Source organism: Kitasatospora sp. SUK 42 (assembly GCF_015776785.2).
In the GTDB taxonomy this organism is placed as follows: Bacteria; Actinomycetota; Actinomycetes; order Streptomycetales; family Streptomycetaceae; genus Kitasatospora.
The window spans coordinates 1,468,081-1,492,008 of sequence record NZ_LFMD02000002.1; the positions used below are offsets into that span (position 1 = coordinate 1,468,081).

General features: G+C 72.2%; 20 protein-coding genes. 6 read left to right on the forward strand and 14 right to left on the reverse strand.

What is annotated here, in order from left to right:
- Window positions 1-24 precede the first annotated feature (24 nt).
- Both fxsT (RZ50_RS06220) and RZ50_RS06225 read right to left on the reverse strand, forming a co-directional pair.
- Window positions 25-4,032, reverse strand: a complete 4,008-nt coding sequence (gene fxsT / locus RZ50_RS06220) for an FxSxx-COOH system tetratricopeptide repeat protein (RefSeq protein ID WP_196952873.1) — start codon at window positions 4,030-4,032, stop codon at window positions 25-27.
- Window positions 4,029-5,459, reverse strand: a complete 1,431-nt coding sequence (locus tag RZ50_RS06225) for a TIR-like protein FxsC (RefSeq protein ID WP_196952872.1) — start codon at window positions 5,457-5,459, stop codon at window positions 4,029-4,031. Before RZ50_RS06225 ends, fxsT (RZ50_RS06220) begins: the two co-directional genes overlap by 4 nt.
- Window positions 5,460-5,659: 200 nt before the next feature.
- Between RZ50_RS06225 and RZ50_RS06230 the strand changes: the two genes are divergently transcribed.
- Entirely contained in the window at window positions 5,660-5,857 is a 198-nt protein-coding gene (locus RZ50_RS06230) for a DUF397 domain-containing protein (protein ID WP_196952871.1), read from the forward strand.
- Between the two features lie 16 nt (window positions 5,858-5,873).
- Here the strand turns inward: RZ50_RS06230 and RZ50_RS06235 are convergent, their stop codons facing one another.
- Together RZ50_RS06235 and RZ50_RS06240 are read right to left on the reverse strand one after the other, a co-directional pair.
- Entirely contained in the window at window positions 5,874-6,401 is a 528-nt protein-coding gene (locus RZ50_RS06235; protein ID WP_196952870.1) for a hypothetical protein, read from the reverse strand.
- A gap of 49 nt (window positions 6,402-6,450) precedes the next feature.
- Complete coding sequence (locus RZ50_RS06240; protein ID WP_196952869.1) at window positions 6,451-7,953, reverse strand: MBL fold metallo-hydrolase; 1,503 nt, start codon at window positions 7,951-7,953, stop codon at window positions 6,451-6,453.
- Between the two features lie 78 nt (window positions 7,954-8,031).
- On the opposite strand from RZ50_RS06240, the gene RZ50_RS06245 reads away from it, so the two are divergent.
- The gene (locus tag RZ50_RS06245; RefSeq protein WP_196952868.1) at window positions 8,032-8,610 is read left to right on the forward strand and encodes a TetR/AcrR family transcriptional regulator; all 579 of its coding nucleotides are present in this window, start codon (window positions 8,032-8,034) and stop codon (window positions 8,608-8,610) included.
- A 17-nt stretch (window positions 8,611-8,627) separates the two neighbouring features.
- Here RZ50_RS06245 and RZ50_RS06250 read toward each other — a convergent pair whose 3' ends face one another.
- Window positions 8,628-8,873 carry a hypothetical protein gene (locus tag RZ50_RS06250; RefSeq protein ID WP_196952867.1) on the reverse strand — a complete coding sequence of 82 codons (246 nt, stop codon included), beginning with the start codon at window positions 8,871-8,873 and terminating at the stop codon, window positions 8,628-8,630.
- Window positions 8,870-9,238: an ATP-binding protein gene (locus RZ50_RS06255; protein ID WP_196952866.1), complete on the reverse strand. Its 369-nt coding sequence runs from the start codon at window positions 9,236-9,238 to the stop codon at window positions 8,870-8,872. The genes RZ50_RS06250 and RZ50_RS06255 overlap by 4 nt, the downstream gene beginning before the upstream one ends.
- A gap of 171 nt (window positions 9,239-9,409) precedes the next feature.
- On the opposite strand from RZ50_RS06255, the gene RZ50_RS06260 reads away from it, so the two are divergent.
- The 3 genes from RZ50_RS06260 to RZ50_RS06270 all read left to right on the forward strand — a co-directional run bounded on the left by RZ50_RS06260 (window position 9,410) and on the right by RZ50_RS06270 (window position 11,123).
- The gene (locus RZ50_RS06260; protein ID WP_196952865.1) at window positions 9,410-10,279 is read left to right on the forward strand and encodes a helix-turn-helix transcriptional regulator; all 870 of its coding nucleotides are present in this window, start codon (window positions 9,410-9,412) and stop codon (window positions 10,277-10,279) included.
- 2 nt (window positions 10,280-10,281) lie between these two features.
- On the forward strand, window positions 10,282-10,476 hold the full coding sequence (locus RZ50_RS06265; protein WP_196952864.1) for a DUF397 domain-containing protein: 195 nt from the start codon (window positions 10,282-10,284) through the stop codon (window positions 10,474-10,476).
- An 86-nt stretch (window positions 10,477-10,562) separates the two neighbouring features.
- Window positions 10,563-11,123 (forward strand): GNAT family N-acetyltransferase, encoded by a 561-nt coding sequence (locus RZ50_RS06270; protein WP_196952863.1) that lies wholly within the window; start codon window positions 10,563-10,565, stop codon window positions 11,121-11,123.
- Window positions 11,124-11,274: 151 nt separating this feature from the next.
- Here the strand turns inward: RZ50_RS06270 and RZ50_RS06275 are convergent, their stop codons facing one another.
- From RZ50_RS06275 to RZ50_RS06285, 3 genes are all read right to left on the reverse strand, one after another.
- Window positions 11,275-11,745, reverse strand: a complete 471-nt coding sequence (locus RZ50_RS06275; protein ID WP_196952862.1) for an NUDIX domain-containing protein — start codon at window positions 11,743-11,745, stop codon at window positions 11,275-11,277.
- 248 nt (window positions 11,746-11,993) lie between these two features.
- Window positions 11,994-13,097: a serine hydrolase gene (locus RZ50_RS06280; protein ID WP_196952861.1), complete on the reverse strand. Its 1,104-nt coding sequence runs from the start codon at window positions 13,095-13,097 to the stop codon at window positions 11,994-11,996.
- Window positions 13,098-13,150: 53 nt separating this feature from the next.
- Window positions 13,151-13,816: a DUF4097 family beta strand repeat-containing protein gene (locus RZ50_RS06285; protein ID WP_196952860.1), complete on the reverse strand. Its 666-nt coding sequence runs from the start codon at window positions 13,814-13,816 to the stop codon at window positions 13,151-13,153.
- A 244-nt stretch (window positions 13,817-14,060) separates the two neighbouring features.
- On the opposite strand from RZ50_RS06285, the gene RZ50_RS06290 reads away from it, so the two are divergent.
- Window positions 14,061-14,795 carry a helix-turn-helix domain-containing protein gene (locus tag RZ50_RS06290; protein ID WP_196952859.1) on the forward strand — a complete coding sequence of 245 codons (735 nt, stop codon included), beginning with the start codon at window positions 14,061-14,063 and terminating at the stop codon, window positions 14,793-14,795.
- 21 nt (window positions 14,796-14,816) lie between these two features.
- Here the strand turns inward: RZ50_RS06290 and RZ50_RS06295 are convergent, their stop codons facing one another.
- The 5 genes from RZ50_RS06295 to RZ50_RS06315 form a co-directional block, all read right to left on the reverse strand.
- Window positions 14,817-15,659, reverse strand: a complete 843-nt coding sequence (locus tag RZ50_RS06295) for an aminoglycoside N(3)-acetyltransferase (RefSeq protein ID WP_254802006.1) — start codon at window positions 15,657-15,659, stop codon at window positions 14,817-14,819.
- 7 nt (window positions 15,660-15,666) lie between these two features.
- Complete coding sequence (locus tag RZ50_RS06300; protein WP_196952858.1) at window positions 15,667-18,066, reverse strand: FxsB family cyclophane-forming radical SAM/SPASM peptide maturase; 2,400 nt, start codon at window positions 18,064-18,066, stop codon at window positions 15,667-15,669.
- A 40-nt stretch (window positions 18,067-18,106) separates the two neighbouring features.
- On the reverse strand, window positions 18,107-18,304 hold the full coding sequence (locus tag RZ50_RS06305; RefSeq protein ID WP_196952857.1) for a hypothetical protein: 198 nt from the start codon (window positions 18,302-18,304) through the stop codon (window positions 18,107-18,109).
- A gap of 225 nt (window positions 18,305-18,529) precedes the next feature.
- On the reverse strand, window positions 18,530-22,501 hold the full coding sequence (gene fxsT / locus RZ50_RS06310; RefSeq protein ID WP_196952856.1) for an FxSxx-COOH system tetratricopeptide repeat protein: 3,972 nt from the start codon (window positions 22,499-22,501) through the stop codon (window positions 18,530-18,532).
- Entirely contained in the window at window positions 22,498-23,856 is a 1,359-nt protein-coding gene (locus tag RZ50_RS06315) for a TIR-like protein FxsC (RefSeq protein WP_196952855.1), read from the reverse strand. The genes fxsT (RZ50_RS06310) and RZ50_RS06315 overlap by 4 nt, the downstream gene beginning before the upstream one ends.
- Between the last annotated feature and the right edge of the window lie 72 nt (window positions 23,857-23,928).

Below are 23,928 nucleotides of genomic sequence, written 5' to 3' on the forward strand. Positions count from 1 at the left end.
GCAGCGTACCCCGCCCCCTGATGGCTACACCGGCTGCGGCTCCAGGTCGCGGTTGATCCGCTTCCAGCCGCGCGCGGAGACCGTGTTGGGGTGCTCCTCGCCGAACTGCCGGATCAGCTCGGCGATCGACCGGGCGCGCAGTTCGGCGGCCTGGGTGTGCCGGCCGGCCGCGCGCAGGGTGATCGCCAGGTTGGCCTCGCAGGCCACCGCGTCCGGGTGCTGCGGGGTGTAGCGGTCGCACAGGCCCATGTACGCGGCGCGGCCGAGCTGCTCGGCGAGCTCGGTCTGCCCGTTGTCGCCGTACGCGTTGGCCAGGTTGATCATCGCGTTGAGGGTGTACGGGTGCTCCGGCCCGACCGAGCTGGTCAGGCCCTCGACGGTGAGCCGGCCGCGTTCGATGGCGCCCGGGACGTCGCCGCTGCCGCGCAGGTAGATGCCGAGGTTGTTGGCGCAGGCCAGGGTGAACGGGTGCTCGTCGCCGAACAGCCGCCGGTGGCCCTCGAAGACGGTGGAGCAGAGGTCGCGGGCGGCCTCCTTGTCGCCGGAGGCGCTGTGGTCGGCGGCCAGGTTGAGCGCGCAGGCCAGCGCGTCGGGGGCGTCGGCGCCGTAGCGCTCCAGGTAGCGCTCGTAGGTCTCCTTGGTGATCCGGCGGGCCTCGGCGAGCTGGCCGATCCGGCGCAGCGAGACGGCCAGCGACTTGGCGTTGCGCAGGTTCTCCGGCAGGTCCGGGTCGAGCACGTCGCCGAGGTCGGAGGTGACCTCCTGGAGCAGGTCCACCGAGCCGCGGTAGTCGCCGAGTTCGCGCAGGTCGCGGGCCAGGTTGGACTTGGTGGACAGGGTGTAGGGGTGCCTGGGGCCGAGGACGGCGGTGCGCCGGTCGAGGGTCTCCTGGTCGAGTTCGCGGGCGGCCTCACTGTCGCCGACCAGCCGGTAGTCGATCGCCAGGTTGTTCGCCATGGAGAGCGTGCGCGGGTTGTCGTCGCCGAACAACTCGCGGAACTGCTCCAGGATTTCGCGGTCGAGGTCGAGGGCGGCCTGGAAGCGGCCGAGCGCCCTGCGATCGGCGCCGAGCGAGCCGGCCGTCATCAGGGTGTAGGGGTGGTGCTCGCCGAGCAGCACCTGCTGGCGTTCCAGGGTGGCCTCGTCGAGGGCCAGTGCCTCGGCGTAGTTGCCCTGGGAGCGCAGCACGTTGGCGAGCTGGAAGCGCAGCAGCAGGGTCTGCCGGTCGTCCTCGCCGAGCTTGCTGGTCCACTCCGCGTCCAGGGCGTGGCCGAGGTCGCGGGCGCGGTCGAGTTCGCCGCGCTTCCACAGGTAGCGGACGCGGTCGATGAGCAGTTGACGGGTGTCGGCCTCGTCGCAGTTGTGCGCCTTGGAGGGCGACAGGTGCGGCCAGATCTCGTCGAAGGCGGGCCAGTTGGCCGGGTCGTCGGTGTCGCCGAGGACGGGCCGGGCGCCGGTGAGGATGCGGTGCACCTCGTGGACGGCGATCTCCTGCTCGTCCTCGGTCATGCCGGCCCGGATCACCGCCTGGACGAGGCGGTGCACCTGGAAGCTGTTGCTGCCGGCGTCGACCTTGGCGAGCGCGTAGCGGCCGATCGCCTGGATCACCTTGCCCAGCATGAACTTGTCGCTGAGGTCGGCGTCGAACCGCACCAGCGCCCGGATCATCTGGTCGCTGTAGAAGAGGTTCATCGAGATCGGCTCGGGCGCGAAGAAGGCGCACAGCTGGAGCAGCCGCACCGCCGCCGGGGACTGCTGGCGCAGCCGTCCGATCGACACGTTCCAGGTCGCGGCGACCGGGGTGGGGTAGTCGGCGGGGCGGCCGACGGCCAGGGCGCGGGCGGCCTCGGCGTGCAGCTGGCTGACGTAGGTGTCGACCGGGGTGCCGGTGGTGTCCAGCCAGGCGGCGGCCACCTCGACGGCGAGCGGCAGGTCGCCGACCGCCTCGGCGACCCGGTCGGCGTCCGGGCGGGAGAGGCTGCGGGCGCGCCGGCACAGGTGCTCGACGCTCTCGCCGCGGGTGAAGACGTCGACCTCCAGCGCCTCGGCGTGCCCGGTCCAGGCCTGGTTGCGGGAGGTGACCAGGATGTGGCCGGAGCCGCCGGGGAAGAACCGGCGGATCTCGGAGGGCTCGTCGGCGTTGTCGAAGATCAGCAGCCAGCGCGAGGTGGGCACGCCGCGGCGCAGCGCCTCCCGGGCGGCCTCGGCGGCCTCGGTGACGGAGTCGCCGACGCGCAGGCCGAGGCGGCGGGCGAGTTCGGCGAGCGCCGGGGCGACGAGTTCGGTCTGCTCGGCGTCGATCCACCAGACCAGGTCGTAGTCGGACATGAAGCGGTGGGCGTACTCCAGCGCCACCTGGGTCTTGCCGACGCCGCCGAGCCCGTACAGGGTCTGCGGGGTGGGCAGGACGGCCGCCATGCCGCCGCGCAGCTGGTTGCGCAGCTGCTCCAGGACGGCGGAGCGTCCGGTGAAGGAGGGGTTGCGCGGCGGGACGTCCCACACCGAGGGCTTGCTGCCGGGGAAGCGCGGGCCGTCGCTGGGTTCGTCGCCGAGCGCGACGTCGCTGCGGCCGAGCGCGCGCAGCAGGCTCTGCACGGACTGCGTCTCGTCGCGGCCGACCAGGTCGACCGGGTTGCGGTTGCTGAACGGCGCGGTGAGCCGGACGTCGCCGACCCGGACGGGCAGCAGCTGGCGGCGGGTGCCGGAGGGGTCGGAGCTGACCACCGACTCCCACAGCGCCCTGGCCTGCGGGGAGCGCTGGTAGGCGGGCGAGAGCACGGCGACGGTGCGGTACGCGGAGTCGATGCCGCGCTCGGTCTCCTCGCGCGGGTCGGTGCCGGCGCTGAGGTCGCGCGGCAGCACCCGGAAGCCGGCCCGGGTGAGCACCGACTCGATCCAGTCCGCCCACATCCGGTCCTCGGGCACGTAGGACAGGTAGAGGTCGGCGGGGACGGACGGGCGGCGGCGGGTGAAGGCGTCCACGTAGCGCAGCCGCACCTCCTCGTCCATCGGCGGGAGGCCGGGCGCCCGGCCCTCGGTGATGACGGAGGTGAGCCGTTCGCAGGCGGCCAGCATCGAGGTGGGGGTGCCGGTCTGGTCGCCGAAGGTGGCGAGGATCTCCTCGTAGGCGTAGAACGGCCGGTACGGGATCTCCACCGAGCCCCAGTACTGGGCGAGTTCCTCGCCGCCCAGGCCGACGGGCAGGCCGTCGAAGCGGACCCGGGCGAGGGCGCGGCCGGCGTCCGCCTTCTCCTTCTCACCCTCGTCGATGCGCATCGGGACGGGCAGGATGCGGATGCCGCGCTCGCGGTAGCGGTCGTGGATGTGCTGGGCGATCCGGGAGGCGCCGTCGATGGACTGGTCGCTGAGGGTGAAGCAGACGACCAGGTCGTCGGGCATCTGGACGGTGCAGATCTCGGCGATGTCGGACAGGCCGGTGCGGGAGTCGATCAGCACGTAGTCGTAGCGCCTGGCCATGTCGGCCTTGAGGGCGTCGAAGAACTGCCCACCGTCGAAGCGGTCGTAGAAGATGTCCCAGTCGAGGTGGGTGACGGCCTCGGAGTAGTCGCGGTTGAACTGCCCCGCGGAGAGGAAGTCCAGGCTGCCGCCGGCCGGGAAGTGCGGCCAGGAGAGCGAGAGCGCGTGCGGGTGCACCCGGGCGAAGTCCAGGTGCCAGCCCTCGGCGTGCTCGACCGGGCGCAGCGCCTCCTCCCGGTACTCGGCGATGAGGTCCATCATCCCGGTGGTGCCGGCGAGGGAGGCCGGGTCGAGGAAGGGGTGGAAGAACTTGGCGAGGCCCGGCGCCTCCAGGTCCCAGTCGACGGTGAGGACGCGGAAGCCGTTGGCGGCGAGGATCCAGGCGGTGTTGGCGAGGGCCATGGTGCGGCCGGTGCCGCCCTTGTACGAGTAGAAGGTGATGATCCGGCCGTTGCGGTCCTTCTCCGCGGCCTGCCGCTCGGCCTCGCGCTGGGCGGCGAGTTCGGCGGCGGTGAGGCCGCCGAGGCGGAGATTCCTGGTGCGGTTGTCGCTCATCGGTTTCCTCGTCCTCCCAAGGGCGCCATCCCGTCATCGGGGTCATCGCCGTCGTCACGGTCGTCACGGTCGGGGTCGTGGTCGGGATCGAGGCCGAACGGGTCCGGGCCGTAGGGCTCGACCCGGTGCCCGCCCTGCTCCCCGTTCGGCCCGTCCGCCCCGAACCCGTCGGGTCGGCGGAAGGCGCCCCGCAGGCTCGGGCGCGGCGCCGGGGGTTCCTCCGGCTCGGCTCTGGTGCGGCCCTCGAAGGCGTACTTGGCCTTCATCGCCGCCCGGGGCAGGGCGTCGTCGAAGTCCTCCAGGGTGTTCAGCCCGGTCGAGCGGGTCGGGCCGGTCGCGCCGAGGAAGCTCGGCCGGCTGGCGCGCCGGGTGATGCGCAGCGTCTGGTCGCTCAGCTCGGCGAGTTCGCCGCCGTCGGCGTCGCACTCGGGGTCGTCGGTGTTCCACGGTTCCAGGACGCTCACCCAGGTGGCGTCGCAGCGGTCGAAGCGGCGGACCAGTTCGCGGCGGCGCGGGTCGCGCAGCGCCCACCGGTCGAGCAGCAGCAGTCCGGGGGCCTCGGCGTTGCCCTCGATGATGGACTCGGCCTCGTCGTCGAACTCGTGCACGGTCGGCTGGAAACCCAACTGCCGCGCCAGGCGCACCGCGTGCTGCGCGATCGGCGACCCGGCCGGGCGGTAGGGGTGCCAGTCGGTGCGCCGGGCGCCGTAGAAGTCCGGGTTACGGTCCGACGGTACCTCGCCCTGGTGGTAGGCGAGTACGGAGATCCGCAGCTGCTTGGTCGGGGCGGTGACGTTGAACGCGCTGGGGAGGGTGTTGAAGTCCATCCGCCGCCCGACCGGGATCACCGTCTCCTCCGCCACCTGCACGATCCGCGCCGCCAGCCGGTGCACGGCCAGCTCGTAGGCGGAGCGGAAGTAGCTGAGCTTCATCAGCGCGTACAGGCCCTCGGTGGCGTAGTCGGGGCCGAAACTCGCATGGTTGAACTGCAGTTCACTGGCCACCGCGGGCAGCCGGTAGCGGCTCATCGGCGCCCACAGCACCGGGACGATGCCGCTGGTGCGCTCCGCGTCGATGGTCGCCGGGTAGACCGGGCGGCGGGTGAAGGCGTGCCACTCCTGGCCGCACGGAACGCTGTTGAAGTACCGGGGCGAGTACAGCGGCACGAACACCCGGCAGGTCGACAACTCCCCGGACAGCCGGTCGGCCCACAACTCGCCCTGGTGCATGGACTCGTCCATGAACCCGACCGGCACCCCGGCCGGCACGGTGGTCAGCTGCAGCACGGCCTCGCAGAGGTCCCGGTACAGCTGCCGCACCCAGTGGTTCGGATCACCGGCCCCCCGCGCGCCGGCCTTCGGAGTGTGCGCGTAGGAGAGGAAGAAGTACGGCCGGGCCTCGTCCTCGTCCCAGCCACGGTCGTTCACACGCGCCTCCCCCGGGCCCGTCGGCAACCTGGTTCCCGCAGCCCCCGTGCGGCGGGGCTTCAGTGTAGAAACGACTGACACCGCAATGGAATAGCACAACGACCCGCACGGATTGACATGACCGAAACGACGACCCCCGGGGGCCGTCATCCGCGATCCTGGTCATGAACCAGCCTAACTGCGCTCCTGGGAGGGCGACCATGACCGAACTCAACTGGCAGCGATCCAGCTTCAGCGACGACGGGGCCGAGTTCATCGAGATCGCGTCCGAGGGCGACCTCGTCTACATCCGCGAATCCGACAACCCCGACCTCGTCGTCACCACCACCCGCACCAAGCTCAACGCCTGGATCCTCGGCGCCAAGGACGGCGAGTTCGACCACTTCGTCGGGCTCTGACCGCCCCGGGAGGGAGTCAGCGGCCGACGAGCTCCCCCAACTCGTCGGCCGACTCCGAGGTGAGGCGGTAGAACCCCTGGAGGCTGACGGAGTGTTCGAGACGGCCCTCCACCACGTACTTCAGGACCCTGGTGCGGTTGCGCCGGTTGCGCCAGGTGAGCCGCTCCAGCAGTTCGCCCGGTATCCGCCGGTCGAAGCGCACGGGCGTGGCGTCCACGTGCACCGCCGAGGCGCCGCAGCCGCCGGCGCCGAGCATCCGCCAGTCGTCGTGCCCGGGGAACGCCGGGTCCCGCCACGTCGCGGCGGGGGTGCCGCAGCAGTCGCCGCGTTCCCGGTCGACCACCAGCATCCGGCTGACCACGAACACCTCGCACCGGTTGACGTGCAGCGCGTACACCTCGTCCCCGGCGCGGGCCCCGGACCAGGCGGGCAGCGAGGAGTGCACCCCACTGAAGGCGACCGGGGGCCGCACGCCCACGTGACCGGCCTTGCGCAGGGCGCGGCAGGTGTCGTGGGTCCACAGGACGGTGAAGGCATCGGGCATGCCGCGATCCTAGGAGCGGGGTCGGACATCCGGTCCGGTTCGCCGGCCCTCAGGCGGCGGCCCCGGCGAGCCACGGATCGATCGGCACCCGGCAGGAGTTGAGGATCCCGGCGATCATCCGGTAGGTGCCGACCAGGGCCAGCAGTTCCAGCACCTGGGGCTCGCGGTGGCGGGCGACCAGCGCCTGCCAGGTCCCCGTCGACAGCGCGTGCGCGTCGTGCAGTTCGTCGACGGCCCGCAGCAGCGTGCGGTCGTCCTCGTTCCAGCCGGGGTGGTCCGGCCCGGCCGGGACGCGGGCGATCTCGGGCCCGGTCAGCCCGACGAGGGCGCCGAGCCGGACGTGATGGCGCCACTCGTACGGCGAGCCGGAGCGGTGCGCCGTGCGCAGGATCGCCAACTCCCGTGCGCGGGGCGGGATCAGCCCCTGGTTGAGCTGGGCGAGCAGGGGCGCCAGGTGGGCCAGCAGGTCGGGGTGGTGGCCGATGACGGCGAGGACGTTGGGCACCGGGAAGCCCTCCAGCGGCCCGGCGTCGCCGCCGCCGAACAGCTGCCGGACGGTGCTCTCCAGGCCGCCGGCGAGGGCGAGGACGTCGCCGGCGACCTTGGCGGCGGGGCGCGGCGCCAGGCGGGGCTCGTCGAACTCGTCGAGGAGGACCATCAGGTCCAGCTCGCCGGGGGTGCCGTCGCCGTTGAGCTCGCGGTAGACGGCTCCGAGGTTGAGAACCAGCCGCTCGGGGTCGGCCAGATCGGTGAAGCCGGCCAGGTCCATCTCCCGGGCGGCCTCCAGTACGGACAGGCCCGCCCCGTGCGCGCTCACGCCGTGCTCCCGCACCCGCTCCAGGTAGGTGCGGAAGCGGCGGACCTCGGCCTTGCCGACGACCGGGCCGTGGCCGGGAACGATCGTCTCGGCGTCGAGGCCGAGGATGAGGTCGCAGGCGGCGATCCAGTTGCCGATCCGGCCGCTGTGGACCACGGGGTGGCCGCCGATGAACAGGAGGTCCCCGGTGAACAGCACGCCCGCGTCCGGCACGTGGACCAGCACATCGCCCCGGGTGTGGGCGTAGCCGACCTCGATCAGCCGGACGGTGCGGCGGCCGACGGTGAGTTCGAGTTCGCCGCTGAAGGTCCGGCTCGGCAGGTTCGGGGTGATGCCGGAGAAGTCGAAGACCTTCCGCATCCGCTGGACGACCCGCGGCAGCGGGAGGTCGCCCGGCGCGGCGAGCACTGCGTGGAGGTGCTCGCCGCGCATGTCGGCGGCCGCGGCCTCGGAGGCGATGATCTCGGCGTCCGGGAGCAGTTGGTTGCCCCACCAGTGGTCGCCGTCGTTGTGGCTGTTGACCAGGGTGCCGATGGTGACGTGGGGCAGGGCCTCGTCGACGGCGGCCAGCAGGTCCCGGGTCAGCGGGACGGTGAACAGGGTGTCGACGAGGACCGCCTCGTCGCCGGAGACGATCAGCCCGGCGTTGCTGAGGCCCCAGGAGCCGTCCGGTTGCAGGTAGGCGTAGGTGTCCGGGGCGATCTCGTGCAGACCGAGGGAGTAGGGAACGTCCATCGCTTGGCCTCCTCGCTAGGTGTACTTGAGTATCCAGATGTACTCCAGTCCAATTCTGGATTCAAGTACACTGAGGGCGTGACAGCGACGAACCGACGCGAGCAGCGACGAACCGAGACCCGGGAGCGGCTACTGGCCGCCGCCCTGGAGCTGTTCGCCACCCAGGGGTACGCGGCCACGACGTACGACCACATCGCGGCGCGGGCCGATGTCGGGCGGCAGACCGCCTTCAACCACTTCGGCCGCAAGGAGGACTTCGTCGCCGCCTGGGTCCACCGCCGGCACGAACTGCTGGACTCCCGGGGCGAAACGGGCGGCGCGTCCGCCGTCGACGCGCTGGCGGATGCACTGCGCACCCTCGCGGAGCTCAACGAGCAGGAGTACGCGCTCGCCAAGGAGTTGCACGACAGCGGAGTGCTCCACTCCGCGTTCGGCCTCGGCGCCACCACGCCCCACGCGCTGCTGAACGCCGCGACCCACGGCCGGGAACGGGGCGAGATCCGCCCCGAGTTCGAGCCGGGAACGATCGCCGACCTGGTCTTCGACGCCTACGTCACCGCCCTGAGCCGCTGGCTGAGCGCCGACGGGGATCACTCCCTCACCGAAGCGCTGCTCACCAGGCTGGACATACTCGCCAGCGGCTTCACGGCGCACTGAACTGCGGACGGGCGCGGTCAATCCCGGTGGCGCCTGAACTCGCGCAGCAGCGCGAGGAGGTTGACCAGAGTGCTCGCCGGAACGTTGCCGAGGGAGACGAGGAGCTGGCCGTTCAGGATGGTCTCCCCGGGCTTGGCCGAGGGCCAGAGGAGGCCGAACTCGCGGCCCTCAGTGCGGAGTTCCACGATCAGATCGGTGATCTGGCGGCCGGTGAGGTGGTGAAGTGCCGGATCGGCCGGGTGGATCGGATGAAGGGCGTTCACGCGGCGCCGTCCAACTCGAACCAGACCCGCTTGCCGAGCTTCTGCGGCTCCGCACCCCACCGGTGCATGAGGCCCTCCACCAACTGCAACCCCCGCCCCGATTCGGCGAGTTCGCTGGGCTGTCGAGGTTCGGGGAGCATGGAGCTGCGGTCGGCGACGGTGACCCGGAGGGTGCCGTTCGCGATGGCGGCGAAGACCGCCGGAGAAGTGGTCAGGCCATGACGCCAGGCATTCACGATCAGCTCCACGAGCGCGAGTTCGGCGTCCGCGATGGCCGAGTCGGAGTACCCGGCGCACTCCATGACGTGGCGCAACGCCTCGCGGGAAACGGTGAGGGAGGGGGAGTTGAGGTGGGGGTCACACATGGGGAATCTCCCAGCGGTGCAGAGGAATGCCGCACGAGCGGGCACTACTGACGACCCGTCCGGTCGGCGGTGTGTGCTTGGAACTGTAGGTCAATTAGCCTCAACTCTGCAACACGCTCCGCACATGCATCTACACTTTGCGTAGGCATCGATCGCGGGAAGGATGTGCCCATGGGGTTCAGGACTGGGATCAGCGAACGACAGCGCCGCTTCGGCGAGGAGCTTCGCCGTGTTCGAGATGCCGCCGGCATCTCGGCCTTGGAGATCGGCGAGGCCTTGGGAGTGAAGGGCCCGAACATCAGCCACACCGAAGCTGGCAGGCTTGGCCTCAATCTTGAGCGATTGAATGCCTGGCTCAACATCTGCAAGGTCACGGACCCCGAGTACCGAGCCGGCCTCATCGCCATGAGCGAGAGCGCGGGCAAGGGCTGGTGGACCGAGTTCAAGCACGACGTGACACGCAGCGCACTCGATCTGGCTGAGGCAGAGGCAAGTGCAACAGCCTTGGAGAACTACGAGTCCCTCCTGGTCCCCGGGCTATTGCAGACGAAGGCCTACGGCGAGGTCATCCAGGGGTACAACGAAAAGAAAGTCGAGTTCCGCCACGAGCGCCACAAGGTACTGACAGGCACCAACGCGCCTACGTACCGCGCAGTGATCCACGAAGCGGCCCTGCACATGATGTACGGAGGGCCTACGGTCATGCGGGAGCAGCTGAACCATCTGATCGAGATGAGCAGGCTGCCGAACGTGACGATTCAGATCCTGCCGTTCGACTGCACCACGTACGCCTCGAACGACACTCCGTTCCTGCTCATCCGCGGGACTCACGCTCGGCTTGACACCGTGTTGCTCGAACACCCTCATGGGTCCGACTTCATCGGAGCCCCTGAGGTCGTGACAACATTTGACCGGAAGTTCGACCGGCTCAGGGGCTTGGCACTCCCTCCCCTGTCCGCCGCGACCTCCGAGTCATCACCAGCCCAGCGCGACTCATTGGGTTTGATCCAGCACATTCGCTACAAGGTCCAGGGAAGATAGCCATGCACCAGCTCAACTGGCAGAAGTCCAGCTTCAGCAGCGACCAGGCCAACTGCGTCGAAATCGCTTCTGCGGGTGAGCTGGTCTACATCCGCGAGTCCGACGACCCCACCACCATCGTCACCACCACCCGCACCAAGCTCAACGCCTGGATCCAGGGCGCCAAGGCCGGCGAGTTCGACCACCTCACCGCCTGATCCCCCGGCCCCGTGCCCCGGCGCATCCCGCCGGGGCACGGGGATATCCAGTGGTGTGCCCGGCGGCAGGCAGCAAGGATCACGGCATGCACGTCTTCCTTGAGACCGAACGGCTCCTGCTGCGCCCGTTCACCGAAGCCGACGCCGACCACCTCTTCGCGCTGGACAACGACCCCGAGGTCATGCGCTTCATCAACGGCGGCAAGCCGACCAGCCGGGAGGCGGTCCAGGCGAGGATCCTGCCGCGCCTGCTCCACGACCACCCGTGTTTCGGCACCCGCGGCTACTGGGCCACCGAGGAGAAGGCCACCGGCGTCTTCCTCGGCTGGTTCGAGTTCCGCCCCCTCGACGATCACAGCCCCGCCGTCGTCGAGCTCGGCTACCGGCTGAACCGGGCGGCGTGGGGCAAGGGCTACGCCACGGAGGGATCGCGGGACCTGATCCACAAGGGCTTCACCGACCTCAGCGTGGAACGGGTCACGGCGAACACCATGACCGTCAACACCCGCTCCCGGCGCGTGATGGAGAAGTCCGGCCTGTCCTTCCTCCGCAGCTTCACCGGCGACTGGCCGGAGTCGATCCCGGGTTCCGAACATGGTGAAGTCGAGTACGAACTCACCCGAACCGAGTGGCAGCAGCGCCAGTAGACGCCTGCGCAGGAAGTCGGCCAAGCCGACTTCCTGCGCACGAAGCCCGGGGGCAACGTCGCCGCTTCGGCGGGGCCGAAGCGGCGACGGGCGACAAGGCCCCGCCCGCCCCTTCGCTGGGCCGGGCGGGGGCTTTCGCCGTCATGGCTCTCTACCCCAGGTACGGAGTCGCCCGGTGCTCCAGGAAGTGCTGGAGCCGGAGCTGCTGGGAGTGATGCATCGGCAGATCCCCGATGTCGCCTGGGGCTACGAACCGGAGATCGGTGGACTCGTCCGAGATCCGGAGTTCCCCGCCCGTGATGCGCGCGGTGAAGCAGACGTTGAACTGCTGCCGAACCTCGCCGTCCGAGTAGGCGATCACGTGTCGGGGGTCGGTGTACGTGCCGACCAGTCCAGTGATTTCGACGTCGAGGCCGGTCTCCTCCCTTACCTCCCGAACGGCCGTACCCGGAAGTGACTCACCGAGGTCCATCGTTCCGCCCGGCAGCGCGTACAGGCCGTTGTCGGTGCGCCGTTGGAGCAGGATGCGCCCTTCGCCATCGGTCACCACGGCGGACGCTGCCACCACCAGCCGGTTCGGCTTGGGCGCGTTGGGGTCGTCGTAGAACTCGGTCCGTGCCACGTGATCAGCTCTCCTCAACCGGTAGGGCGGCGTTCCACACTGCATCGAAGCTCGCAGCATAGGTATCGAACAGCGCCCCCAGGCCTCCTGGGGGCGCGGGCCTGCTTCACCCTGCACACCGAGGCCGGGCTTCGTGCGCAGGAAGTCGGATCGGCCGACTTCCTGCGCACGAAGGGCTCTGAGCGACGTCGCCGCTTCGGCGGGGCCGAAGCGGCGACGGGCGACCAGAGGGTGGGGGCATCGGGTGGCTATGCGGGGTGGGGGGTGCGGAAGACGGTGGTGAGGAGTCGGTCGAGGGCCTTGGGGAACTCCTGGGCCGGGTCCGAGTCCGTGTCGCCGGTGGTCAGGCCGGCGGTGAGGGTCCTGGTGCCGTCGAAGGAGCTGATCATCAGGGCGCCGTAGCCGCCGGGGGCGCCGCCGTTGTGGTGGACGATGGTGCCGCCTTCGGGGCCGAGGTCCTGGACGAACAGGCCCAGACCGTAGCCGAGCATCCCGTGGGGCTTGCGCATCTCGTCGAGCAGCGGGGCGGGCAGGAGCCTGCCGCCGAGCAGGGCGGCGAAGAAGACTTGCAGGTCCCGGGTGGTCGAGATCATGTCTCCGGCGCCGACCAGCAGGGAGAGGTTCTGGCGGCTGACGTCGACGACCTTCCACTCCTCCCCGTCCTGGTAGCGGTAGTAGCCGTGGGCGTGCGGGCCGGGGATGTCCGGCGAGTCGCCGGGCACCACGGTGCCGTGCAGGCCGAGCGGTTGCAGGATGCGCCGCCGCATCTCCTCTGCGTACGGCCGGCCGGCAACCTGCTCGATCAGCAGCACGGCCAGCGTGTAGTTGGTGTTGGAGTAGCTCTGGTCCGCCCCCGGCTCGAAGCGGGCCGGCTCGGACAGCGCGAACCGGACGAGTTCCTCGGGCCGGTAGCTGTGGAACCGGTTGTCCACCCACGGTTTGCCCACCGAGGGGAGCCCGGGCACGAACGTCCCGTCGGGGTCCAGTTCGCCGGTGCAGTTGTGGACGCCGCTGGTGTGCTGCAACAACATCCGCACGGTGATGCGCCCGTCCAGCCCGAACCCGGTCAGGTGGTCGGCCACCGGGGTGTCCAGCGTGATCGCGCCCTCGGCCACCAGGTGCAGCACCAGGGTGGCGACGAAGGTCTTGGTGGTGCTGCCGATCCAGAACTGCCCCTCCGTCGACGGCTTGGCGCTCCCGCCGAGCTCGTGCACTCCGGCGCTGCCAACCCACTCGCCGCGTTCGTCGCGCACCCGCAGCTGCACTCCGGCGAAGCCGGCGTCGACGAACTCCTGGGCGGCCTTCTGCAGTTCGGGGCGTTCCTGGGCCGCGTTGTGCTGGACGGTGCTCATGATCGTTCCTTCTCTCGCGGTGGTGGGGCCGGTTCGGTCGTGCCAGCCGGTGCTCAGAGGCTGCGGGCGGTGATGTCGCCGTGGGCGGTGGTCGCGTGGATGGCGAGCTCGGTCTCGCCGGTGTTCCGGAGCGCGTTGTGGATGCGGCCGTAGCCGGTGCCGGCGTCCATGGCGGCGGAGACGCCGCGGGCGGCGTCGACCTCGATCCGGCCCAGCTCGGTGCGCAGGGTGACGGTGCCGCGCACGGCCTCGGTGATGCGGATGTCGCCCTTCTGGGTGGTGATCTCGGCGGGGCCGCCGAGGCGGCCGACCGTGATGTCGCCGAGCTGGAGGGCGATCCGGGCGCCGGCGGTCTCGTCGAGCTTGACGGTGCCCTGCGCGGCCTCGTAGTCGACGTCGCCGAGGCGGCCGACGCCCCGGAGTTCGGCCATGGCCGCCTTCGCCTCGACCCGGGAGCCGGCCGGCAGCTGGACGGTCACCTCGACGGATCCCGAGCTGCCGAGGATCCGGTTCTTCGGCTCCGGGGTCTCGATCCGCAGGACGCCGTCGGCGTAGGTGACCTCGATCCGCTCGGCCGCCTTCACGTCGCGGCTCTTCGTGGCGTCGGCGGGCAGAACCTCGACCGTGGTGTCGGCCCGGTCGGCGGCGATGAGGCGGATGTGCCCGGCGGGGATGTCCAGGACGGCGGTGACGGGGGCGGTGGTGTCGAACTTCTGCATCGCGGTCTCCCTCTTCGGTGGCGGCGAGCCCCTCGGCCCGGTGCTTTCTGATGACAGAAACGCTACGTTGCGTTCATGACTCTGGCAACCAATTCGTTGCGCACAATCACCATCAATGCAGGTCACTGGCGATAAATCATTGCAACGGTCTCAGGCGTAACGCAACGAGCGAAGCCCAGATCGTTGCAATGAACTGGACGTTAACGCTATGCTGGGGCGACCGCACGCCACGAAGGAGACCGCGATGCCGGGAGGCAGACTCACCCAGCAGGAACGCCAGCAGATCGCGCTGGGACTGGCCGACGGCCTCGCCTACGCGGAGATCGCCAGGCGCCTCGACCGCCCGACCTCCACCATCACGCGCGAGGTCATGCGCAACGGCGGCCCCACCGCCTACCGCGCCGACCTCGCCCAGCGCGCCACCTCGCACCGCGCCCAGCGCCGCAGGCAGAGCGAGGCCAAGGACCCGGCCGCCTCCCCGCAGGCCCACGGGCGCGACGCCGAGGCGGTACGCGCGTACGAGGAGGTGTTCACCACCGTCCTCATGCAGTCGGGCACGCCCAAGATGATGGCCCGGGTGCTGTCCTGCCTCTTCACCACCGACGCGGGCAGCCTCACCGCCGCCGAACTCGCCCAGCGTCTCCAGGTCAGCCCGGCGTCCGTCTCCAAGGCGGTCGCGTACCTGGAGAGCCAGGGCCTCGTCCGCCGGGAACGCGACGAGCGCCGCCGCGAGCGCTACGTCGTCGACGACGACGTCTGGTACCAGTCGATGATGGCCAGCGCCCACGGCACCGCCCAACTCGCCGTCATCGCACGGCAGGGCGTCGGCGTCCTCGTCCCGGACACCCCGGCGGCCGCCCGCATGGAGAACGTCGCCCGCTTCCTCGACTTCGTCTCCGAGGCCATCGCCCGCGCCGCCGACCAGGCCCGCGAGGTCCTCCACACCAAGCCCGAGCCGGCCCTCAACGGCGGCGGGTGACCGCGCCCCGGGGGAGAGGAATCAGGCGAGGCCCCGGCGGAGGATGTGGGTGGCGAGGTCCACGGCCTCCCGGACGGGGATGAGGTGGCACTCGGCGGAGCCTATGCGGGTGGTGGTGACGCCGGTGGCGACGCGCAGGACCCGGGCCCCGAGATCGGCGAAGTGGAGATCGTCGAGGTAGGGGGCCCTGAAGGTGATCCAGCCCTCCGGCCCCCGGCACCGGAACTCGCTGATGCGGACGTCGGGCATCCGCAGGTCCGCGAGGTGGAAGGCGGTGAACCTCGCCATCGGGGCCCCGAGCATCAGCACCCGGGCGTCCAGGTCGTACAGCCGGCCGAGCGGGCTGTCCGGGCCGAGGTGGGAGGTGAGGGCGTGGTGCGCGGTGATCTCCCGCGCCAGGGGGCCGAGGGCCGCCCAGGAGGTCTGCGGGTGGCTGCTGCGCAGGGCGCCGGGACGGGTGCGGATCTCCTCGGAGAGGGCGCCCATGGTCGGGGAACAGGGAGTGCCGACCGGGTCGTAGGGCGGCATCCCGTCGAGGTAGGCGGCGACCTCCCTCGGGGAGAGTCCGGCGATGGCGGCCTTATGGATCCGCGAGGTCGCCGAGTTCTCGGGGTTGGCGGTGTAGGCGACCAGCGTCCCTTCACTGCCCAGGGTGTCGAGCAGGGCGTCGGCCACCCCGGCCGCGCCGCCGGCCACCCAGCCGAGGGCGCGCAGGGACGCCTGGACGTGGAGCACCGTTCCCGGCCGGACGCCGAGTTCGGCGAGTCCTCTGGCCAACTGCCCGGTGGCGAGGGTGGTCCGGGCGCGGGCGGCACCAGTGAGGACGGCACCGGTGCGGGCGGTACGAGGCAGCATGGTCGTCATACCGGCATCAGGCCCCCGTCGCACGGACGCGGCTGTGCTTCTCCCGCATCCGGTCGGCGGTCTGCTCGGCGGCCCTCGGCACCGGAACGGCGAGCCACGGGGTGAGGCTCTCCCGCATCCCCTCGGCGAACCGCAGCCCGACGCCCGTCAGCGCCCCCGACTCGACCAGCCGCTCGACCGCCTCCGCCGTGTACCGCCGCCAGAGCGCGAACTGCGCCCGCGCCCGGTCGGCGGCCTCAGCGGGAAGCCCGTCGTACGCGGCCGTCCGCGTGCCCCAGTACTCGGTGACCGCCAGGTGCGCGTACGTGCCCTGGAGCAGACCCTCCAGCGGGCGCGGATCCGGCCGCCAGGGCGCGAAGTACAGCTGCTCGTCGGCCCGGTCGTAGAGGTCGAACAGGTCCAGGACGGCCCCCAGCTTCACGTGCTGGAACTCGTGCGCCAGCAGCAGCGCCAGCGTCGGCGCGGTGGCCGGCCGCGCGATGCCGACCGCCCCGAACGCCTGCCGCGCCGCCGAGCTGACGTCCCGTCCGGCCGGGCCGGGCCGCAGCGGGGTCACCGTCGACAGCCCCGCCCGGATGCCCTCCGCGTACCCGGGCAGGTCGCGCCCGAGCAGCTCCCAGGCCTCGCGCAACGCGCCCGTCCAGCCCAGCAGTTCGCCCTCCGGAAGCCGCCCGGCCACCGGGTGGTCGTGGCTGTCCCGCAGCGGGTCGAGGTCCTCCAGCGCGACCGTCCAGCCCCCGGCCAGCCGGACCCGCCGCAGCGGCTGGTCGTAGGAGGTGAACACCGACCCGTCCTGGGCCCGCACCTCGAACCCGTCCGCCAGGCCGGTGACCACCGCTTCCCCGTCCGGTACGGCGATCCGCCCGAGCGTCGGCAGGTGCAGCCACCCGTCCCGCACCGGCACCGCGACCGCGTCCCCGCGCCCGGCCCGCACCGCCGCCGCGGCGGCCAGCGCGGCCAGCGGCCCGAGCCCGACGGAGAGGTCCCCGGCGAGCCGCCGGGCCGCCCAGGCGCGGGCGTACGGGTGCGCGAGGACGGCGTCCACGGCGGCGGGCGCACCCGCGTCGAGCGCCGACAGCAGGCCCCACGCCTCCGCGCTTCCCTGCCCGGAGGCGTCCCAGGCGGCGGCCAGCATCGCCCGGGTGAGCGCGAGTTGGGAGCGCGCGAGCGCGGAGACGGTGTCCGCTCCCCCGTACCCCCGGGCCAGTTCGTCGAGTTGCGCCGGAGTGAGCGCGGCCGGCAGCAGCGACTCCCCGCCCTGCGCTGGGATCGCCGCCGGAACGGCGGTGGAACCACCGTTCTCCGCAATGCCGTTGATGAGCTTCATGAGGTCACCGCAGTAGACGGAGGGATTGTCGAAGCCAGTGTCCGCCCGGTACCGGTGGGCGTACAGCCCGCCACCACAGGAGCGGACCACCGGGCAGGCCCGGCAGGCCTCGCTCAGTCCGGCCAGTCCGGACTGCCGGGCCATGATGCCGGGGTGACGGGCGAGGTCGTCCAGGCTGTGCGCGAAAACGTTCATTCCGGTGGCGGGCGCGCCGTCGTACGCCGTCTTCAGGCTGTCGGCCTGCTCGAACTCCCCGTCCGTCTCCAGGACGGCGAGGTCCGAGGGCTCCAGCCCGAGCGACTCGGTGAGGCTGGAGAAGCCCCGCAGCGTCCGGTGCACGGATTCGAAGGTCCGGACGGCGAACGGCCGCCCGTCCGATTCCCACAGCCTGTGGACGGTGAGCAGCCAGTCGGCGTACGGGGTCTCCCCGCCGCCCGGGAGCCGCTTCGGCGGCTCCTCCCAGGTGGCGTGCGGCAGCAGGAAGTCGACGGCCGGGGGCTCCAGTTCGGCCAGCGCCCGGTAGACCGCGGCCGGGTCGTTCTCGATGTCGACGGTGCACAGCAGCCCGGCGAACAGGTGCCGGTACTCGGGCGTGCTCAGCAGCTCGACCGCCCGCAGGACCTGGGGGTGGCTGCTGCGCCCGTCGGCGAAGCGCCGGTGGCGGTCGTTGGCGGCCCTGTCGCCGTCCAGCGAGATGCCGACCTTCACACCCAGTTCGGCGAAGAGTTCGCAGTAGGCACGGGAGAGTTGGACGCCGTTGGTGTGGATCCGCAGGTCCAGCGCGCAGCCGGGGGGCAGTGCCGCCCGGAGCGCCTCGGCGGCGTGGCGCAGACGGTCCGGGCCGGCGAGCAGGGGCTCTCCCCCGTGCAGGACGACCCGGACAACGGGCAGCCGGTGGGCGGCGGCGTGTTCGCCGATCCGCTCGGCGACGGTGTTCAGGACTTCTTCACCGATGACCTTGGGACGTCGCCGCCAACTGGTGTCGGCGTGCTCGTACACGTAGCAGTGATCGCAGGCGAGATCACACCGGCTGTGGACCTTCACGACGAATTGGGTGAGAGGTCGCGGAGTTGGCGTCATGGTCGATCGGATTCAGCGGAGCCGACGTCGGGTCGGCCGATCAGATGGAGGAGTTGAAGGCGGCGACCGGAACGCCGGCTCCGGTGTCGGGGAGGGCGCGGCGGAGCCTGGCGGCGAGTTCCTCCGCGCCCAGTCGGGCGAGGTCGTCCAGCGACGGCCGGTCGTCGCCCTGAGCCTGCGGAGCCTGCTGAGGCGACGTCAGTTCAGTGCGGGGAATGGTGTCCAGTGCGGGTGTCATGTTCGATTCTCTTCCGCGAAGGGGGTTAGAGAGAAGCACCGCCGGGTATATACCCCGGCTTGGTCGCAAGAGTACTGCGCACGGGCAGGTCGCGACGCTCCCTTACAGAGCCCTAACTGCCCACTACCCCCTGCGGGCTGCGGCGTCTCGCCAAAAGTTCACCCGTCCAGCGGTCGCGCGAGGGCACTCGACCGGCGCACAGGATCCTACGAGGGCCGGGCTTGATCACACCGGCGGCGCCTCCACGAAGATGTCCACCCGCCCGGAAGCACCGGCCCCGTCACCGGCCCCGTCACCGACACCGCCACCGGCCCGGCCGAGCGCGAGGTTGCCGAACGCCGCCCGGGAGTCGGGGTGGTCCGGCCCCAGCGACTCCGCCAGCACCTCCGCGGCCCGCTCGTCCAGCTCCCGAGCACCGGCCTGATCGCCCACGGCCGTCAGCGAGTTGGCGTGGTTCAGCAGCGCCGCCCCGACGTACCGGTGCCGCTCCCCCAACTGCGCCCGCAGCCCCTCCAGCACCCGCCCGGACAGTGCCGCGGCCTCCTGCGCGCGGCCGTCCCGGCGCAGCAGCACCGCGAGGTTCCCGGCGGCGATCAGGGTGGTCGGGTACTCCTCGCCGAGGTGGGCCCGGTGGTATTCGAACACCGCCCGGGCCAGCTCGACCGCGCGCCCGTTCTCGCCGAGCGCGGCGAGGTCGACGGCGAGGTTCCCGGCGGCGGCCGCGGTCTCCGGGTGGTCGGCCCCGAACCGGGCCAGCAGCCGGCGGTGCGCCTCCTCGTCGGCGGCCCGGGCCTCCTCGTACCGGCCGAGCCGCAGCAGCGCGGCACCGAGGTGCCGCAGACCGCGCAGGGTGCCGTCGTGGTCCTCGCCGTAGCGCGCGCGGGAGCGCTCGACGGTGTCCGCGAGTGCGGCCCGCGCCTCCTCGTACCGCCCGGCCTCGCGCAGGGCGCGGCCCCGGTTGAGTTCGGAGATGAGGGTGTACAGGTCGTCCTCGCCGAGCACCGACCGCTGGCGGGCCATGGCGGTCGAGTGGCCTTCGACGGAGTCGCCGAGGTCGCCGGCCAGGAAGTCGGAGACGGCCAGGTTGTTGAGGCTCATCATGGTGCGCGGGTGGTGCGGCCCGAGGACCCGCTCGGCGGCCTCCAGCGTCCGCCGGTCGAACGCCTGCGCCTCGGAGTAGCGGCCGAGTTGACGCAGGTCTCCGCCGAGTCCGGCGGCGGCGGCGATGGTGTGCAGGTGGTCGGGGCCGAGCAGGTCGGTCAGCCGCTCCCACGCCTCCCGGTCGGTGCGGTACGCCTCCTGCGCCGCGCCCTGGAGCCGCAGCACGTTGCCGAGTTCGACCTGGAGCGTCAGCGCGGGGAGCTCCCCCTCGCCCCAGTGCGCCAGCGCCCGCCCGGCGAGTTCGCGGGCGGCCTCCAGCAGCCCCCGGTGGCGCAGGTAGCGGACCGAGGCGGTGATCCACCGCCGCACCTGCGGATCGGCGCTCTCCACCGCGCCGGACGGCCCCAGGTGGGGCAGCAGCGCCGCGAACCGGGGCCAGTCCTCCGTCCGGTCCGGGTCGCCGGAGCCGGTCAGCGCCAGCGCGCCGTGCACGGCGGCCCGGACGGCCGGCCGGTCGGCCTCGGCCACCTGGTCCCGCAGCAGCGCCTGGACGATCCGGTGCACCCCGAGCGTGCCGCCGCCCTCCGCGTCGTAGCGGACCAGGCCGTACTGGTTGACGGTCCGCAGGATCTCCCCGACCGCCATCCGCTCGTCCTCGCCCTGCGGCGGCCTGATCGCCCGGACGGCCGGTTCGCTGTAGAACAGCTCGACGGGGATGGCGTCCGGCCCGAGGAAGCCGCACAGTTCCAACAGCCGCATCGCCGGGGCGTTGACGCGGCGCAGGTCGGCGCCCGCGATCCGGGCGGTGGCGGCGGTGGCGGTGGAGTACTCGCCGGGAACGGGCCGGTCCAGCACCTCGGTGAGCGCCTCGCCCAGCATGTGCAGGTAGGTGGCGGCCGGCATCGGCGTCTCCTGCAGCCACCGCGCGGCCTGGCCGACCGCGAGCGGGAGGTCGCCGAGCAGTTCGGCGATGCGGTCGGCCTCGACCTGCCGCATCGCGGGGTTGAACCGCCGCATCAGCCGGACGCTCTCGGCCCGGTCGAACACCGTGACCTCCACGCGGCCGGGGTGCCTCGCCCAGCGCCGGTTGCGCGAGGTCACCAGCACGTGCCCGTCGGCCGTCCCCGCGGGCAGCCAGGGGGTCAGGCGGTCCGGGTCCTCGGCGTTGTCGTAGACCAGCAGCCAGCGCCCGTACGGCTGCCCCCGGTCGAGGTGGCGCAGCAGGCCGGCGGCGGCCCGCTGGACGTCCTGGTCGGCGGGCAGCCCGAGCTCGGCGGCGAGGTCGGCGAGCTGCTGCGGGACACCGGCCGGCTCCTCGGCCCGGATCCACCACACGACGTCGTACGCGGCCGCGAAGCGGTGGGCGTACTCGGCGGCGGTCTGCGACTTGCCGACCCCTCCCATGCCGTACAGCATCTGGACGGAGCGGGCCCGGCCGGGAGTCGTGAAGCCGTCCCGGAGGCGGTCGAGCAGCCTCCCCCGGCCGGTGAAGGCCGGGTCGCGCGGCGGCAGGGTGTGCACCACCGGGCGGCTTCCGGGGAAGCGGGCGGGCGGCGGCGGGGGCTCGTCCTCGGCCCCGACCCAGCGCCCGGCACCGGGCGGCGGGCCGAGCAGCTCGAACAGCCGGGACTCCGCCAGCTCCGCCGGGCAGCCGGCCAGTTGGACCGCCGAGCGGTCCGCGACCGGCCAGCCGTCGAACGGCTCCCCGGCCTCCACCGCCCCCGCCGCCTCCCCGTCGAGCGCCTCCCCGTCGAGCGGCTCCGCCTCCAGCGACACCGCCAGCAGCGCGCCGCCCTCCCCCGCACCGAGCCGGCGCCACAGCTCGCCCGCCCTCGGGAACGCCCGGTACTCGGGCGACAGCAGCGCCAGCACCCGCCCGTCGCCCTCCGCCGGCCCGTCGGCCTCCGGCAGCGCGCCGCTCCCGTCCTGCGGCACGGCCACGCTGTGCAGCGAGACCAGGTAGCCGAACCCGGCCATCGCACCGGCCGCCCACTCCGCCCAGATCCGGTCCCCCGGGGCGTAACTCACGTGCACCCGGCGGGACCTGGCCCGCCCGGGCCGCAGGTAGGCCGCGTAGAGCCGGCGGCGCACCCGGTCCGGGACGGGCGCCAGTTCCCGCACGCGCCCGTCGGTGAGCCAGTCCGCCAGCCGCTCGAAGGCGCTGAGCAGGCTGCGGTTCTGCCCCGGCCGGTCGACGACGGTCGCCGGCACCTCCTCGTAGGCGTAGAAGGGCTTGTACGGCACCTCCACGTCCCGCCAGTACGCCGTCCGGCGGTCGGCGCCGAGCCAACGGCCCAGGTACGGGGCGAAGGCGTCGTGGGCGAGGTCGCGGCCGGCGGCGAGCCCGGCCCGTTCGGTCTCCTCGACCCGCATCGGCACCGGGAGCACCCGGATCTCCCGGACGTCGGCCTCGGCGATGGCGCGGGCCGCGTCGACACCGCCGCGGATGCTCTGGGCGCCCAGGGTGAAGCAGTCGACGACGCTGTCGGGCATCAGCACGGTACAGATGCCCGAGGTGTCACTGACCCCGGTCCGACTATCAATCAACACATAGTCATATGCGCCGGTCCACTGCTCCCGCAGAGCGGTCAGGAACTCCGCCCCGCGGACGTCCGCCCGGGTGTAGAAGCTGCGCCAGTTGAAACTGGTGACGGCCGCCGAGTAGGCCCCGTTCTGCCGCCCGGCCGGCATCAGGTCGAGGCGGCCGTCGGACGGCAGGTCGAGGGCGAGGCCGCACAGGTAGCCGTCGAGCCGGCCCGGCGTGGTGAGCCATTCCCGCGGTCCGGCGGCGGAGGTGTCGCCGGCACCGGGCAGCGCCTGGTCCACGTAGGCGCGCAGCAGGTCGATCAGGCCCGGGGTGTCGTGCAGTTCGGGGTCGATCAGCAGCGGGTGGTAGTAGCGGTGCAGGCCGGGGGCTTCGAGGTCCCAGTCCACCACCAGCACGCGCAGGCCCTGGCTGGCCAGGATCCAGCCGAGGTTGGCCAGGGCCATGGTCCGGCCGGTCCCTCCCTTGAAGGAGTAGAACGTGACGACCGAGCCGGTCGCCGGCGGGGCGGCGGTCCCGGCTTCTACCGGCACGGCCTGGTCGGCGGTCATCGCTGCGGGTCTCCTTCACGCGGCTGGTCGGGGGCGATCCTGGGCGGTCGGCGCGGCCGGGGCGGCAGGCGCTCCGAGTCCGCCGGCGGCCAGGCCGGGATGGCCAGACCGGGTAGGGACGGGCCGGGCAGGGACGCCGTCTCCGCACCGAGCCCGAACGACGCGCGGGCGGCAACCGGATCGCTGGTTTCCTCCTCGTCCAACAGCCGGTTCTGGGCCACGGACACGGCCCTGAGGAGTTCAATCTCGAATCGTTCCCTGGTCACGTGCACCCGAAAGAGCGGCTCGGGCCCGGAACGGTGCAACCAGTTGCGCGGGAACACCGCGCGCACCCCTCCCCACAACTGCGCGCGGGCCGGCCCCTCGGGCGGGTCGTCGGTGCCGGTGGGCACCAGGACCCCGGTGACCGGGTGGTTCTGGCCGTCGTACTCGCGCAGCGCCTGCCGGTACGGCTCCCGCCCCGCCGACCACGGGTCCACCAGCAGCACGCTGACCTGGTTGTTCTCCCGGGCCCGGTCCAGGTCGGCGGCCAGGCCCGGCCCCACCTCGTCCAGGGTGGTGATGTGCCCGGCCCTGGTGATCACCTGCTGGGCGCGGGCGACCAGCGAGGGCAGGGTCGGCGGGTGGTAGGGCGCCCAGTCCCAGGGCTGCGGGCCGTACCAGCCGCCGCGGTACGGCTCCTGCGCCGCGGCCGCCCCCGGCAGCGACCGGTCCGCCGCCACGAACAGCCGGACCAGGCCGGTCCGGGCCGGCGGAGGCTCGGCGGCGGGCAGCGGGAAGCAGCCGTCCACCGCGCCGAGGTCCAGCGCCGTCAGCACCGTGACCGGCCGCAGCGCGGCGTCCCGCACCCGTTCGGCGATGACCTTGACCACCCTCAGGTAGTCGGGCCCGTACGGCTCCGCGCGCAGCAGCGCGTGCAGCCCGCCGGCGGCGTAGGCCTCGCCCATGTCGTGCTGGACGTACTGGATCCGCTGCACCTCGACGGGCAGTTCCTGCGGCGGCGGCTCCCACAGCACCGGGATCAGGGCCGGAACCGCCTCCCCGGTCAACTCCCGGTGCCGGCGCACCCGTTCGTGGAAGGCGGTCCACTCCTTGCCGCAGTACGGGCTGCCGAAGTAGGCCGGCGAGTACAGCGCGACCATGCTGCGGCAGGAGGCGACCATCCCGGAGAGCTGCTGCTCCCAGTCGTCGCCGACGCGCAGCCGTTCGGTGTCGCGGTAGCCGAGTTCGCCGGCACCGGCCGCGGGCTCGATGCGGGCCAGTTCGTCCTTGAGGTCGTGGAAGAACTGGTCGACGAAGGCGCCGCCGGCAAGGTGGTCCCGCCGTGCGTAACTGAAGAAGAAGTAGGGCTCCACGGCACCCCCCGGTCGGCCAACGTGGCCTACCGTACTAGGAGTTGACGCAAGCGCGCCCGGATGCGGAACATC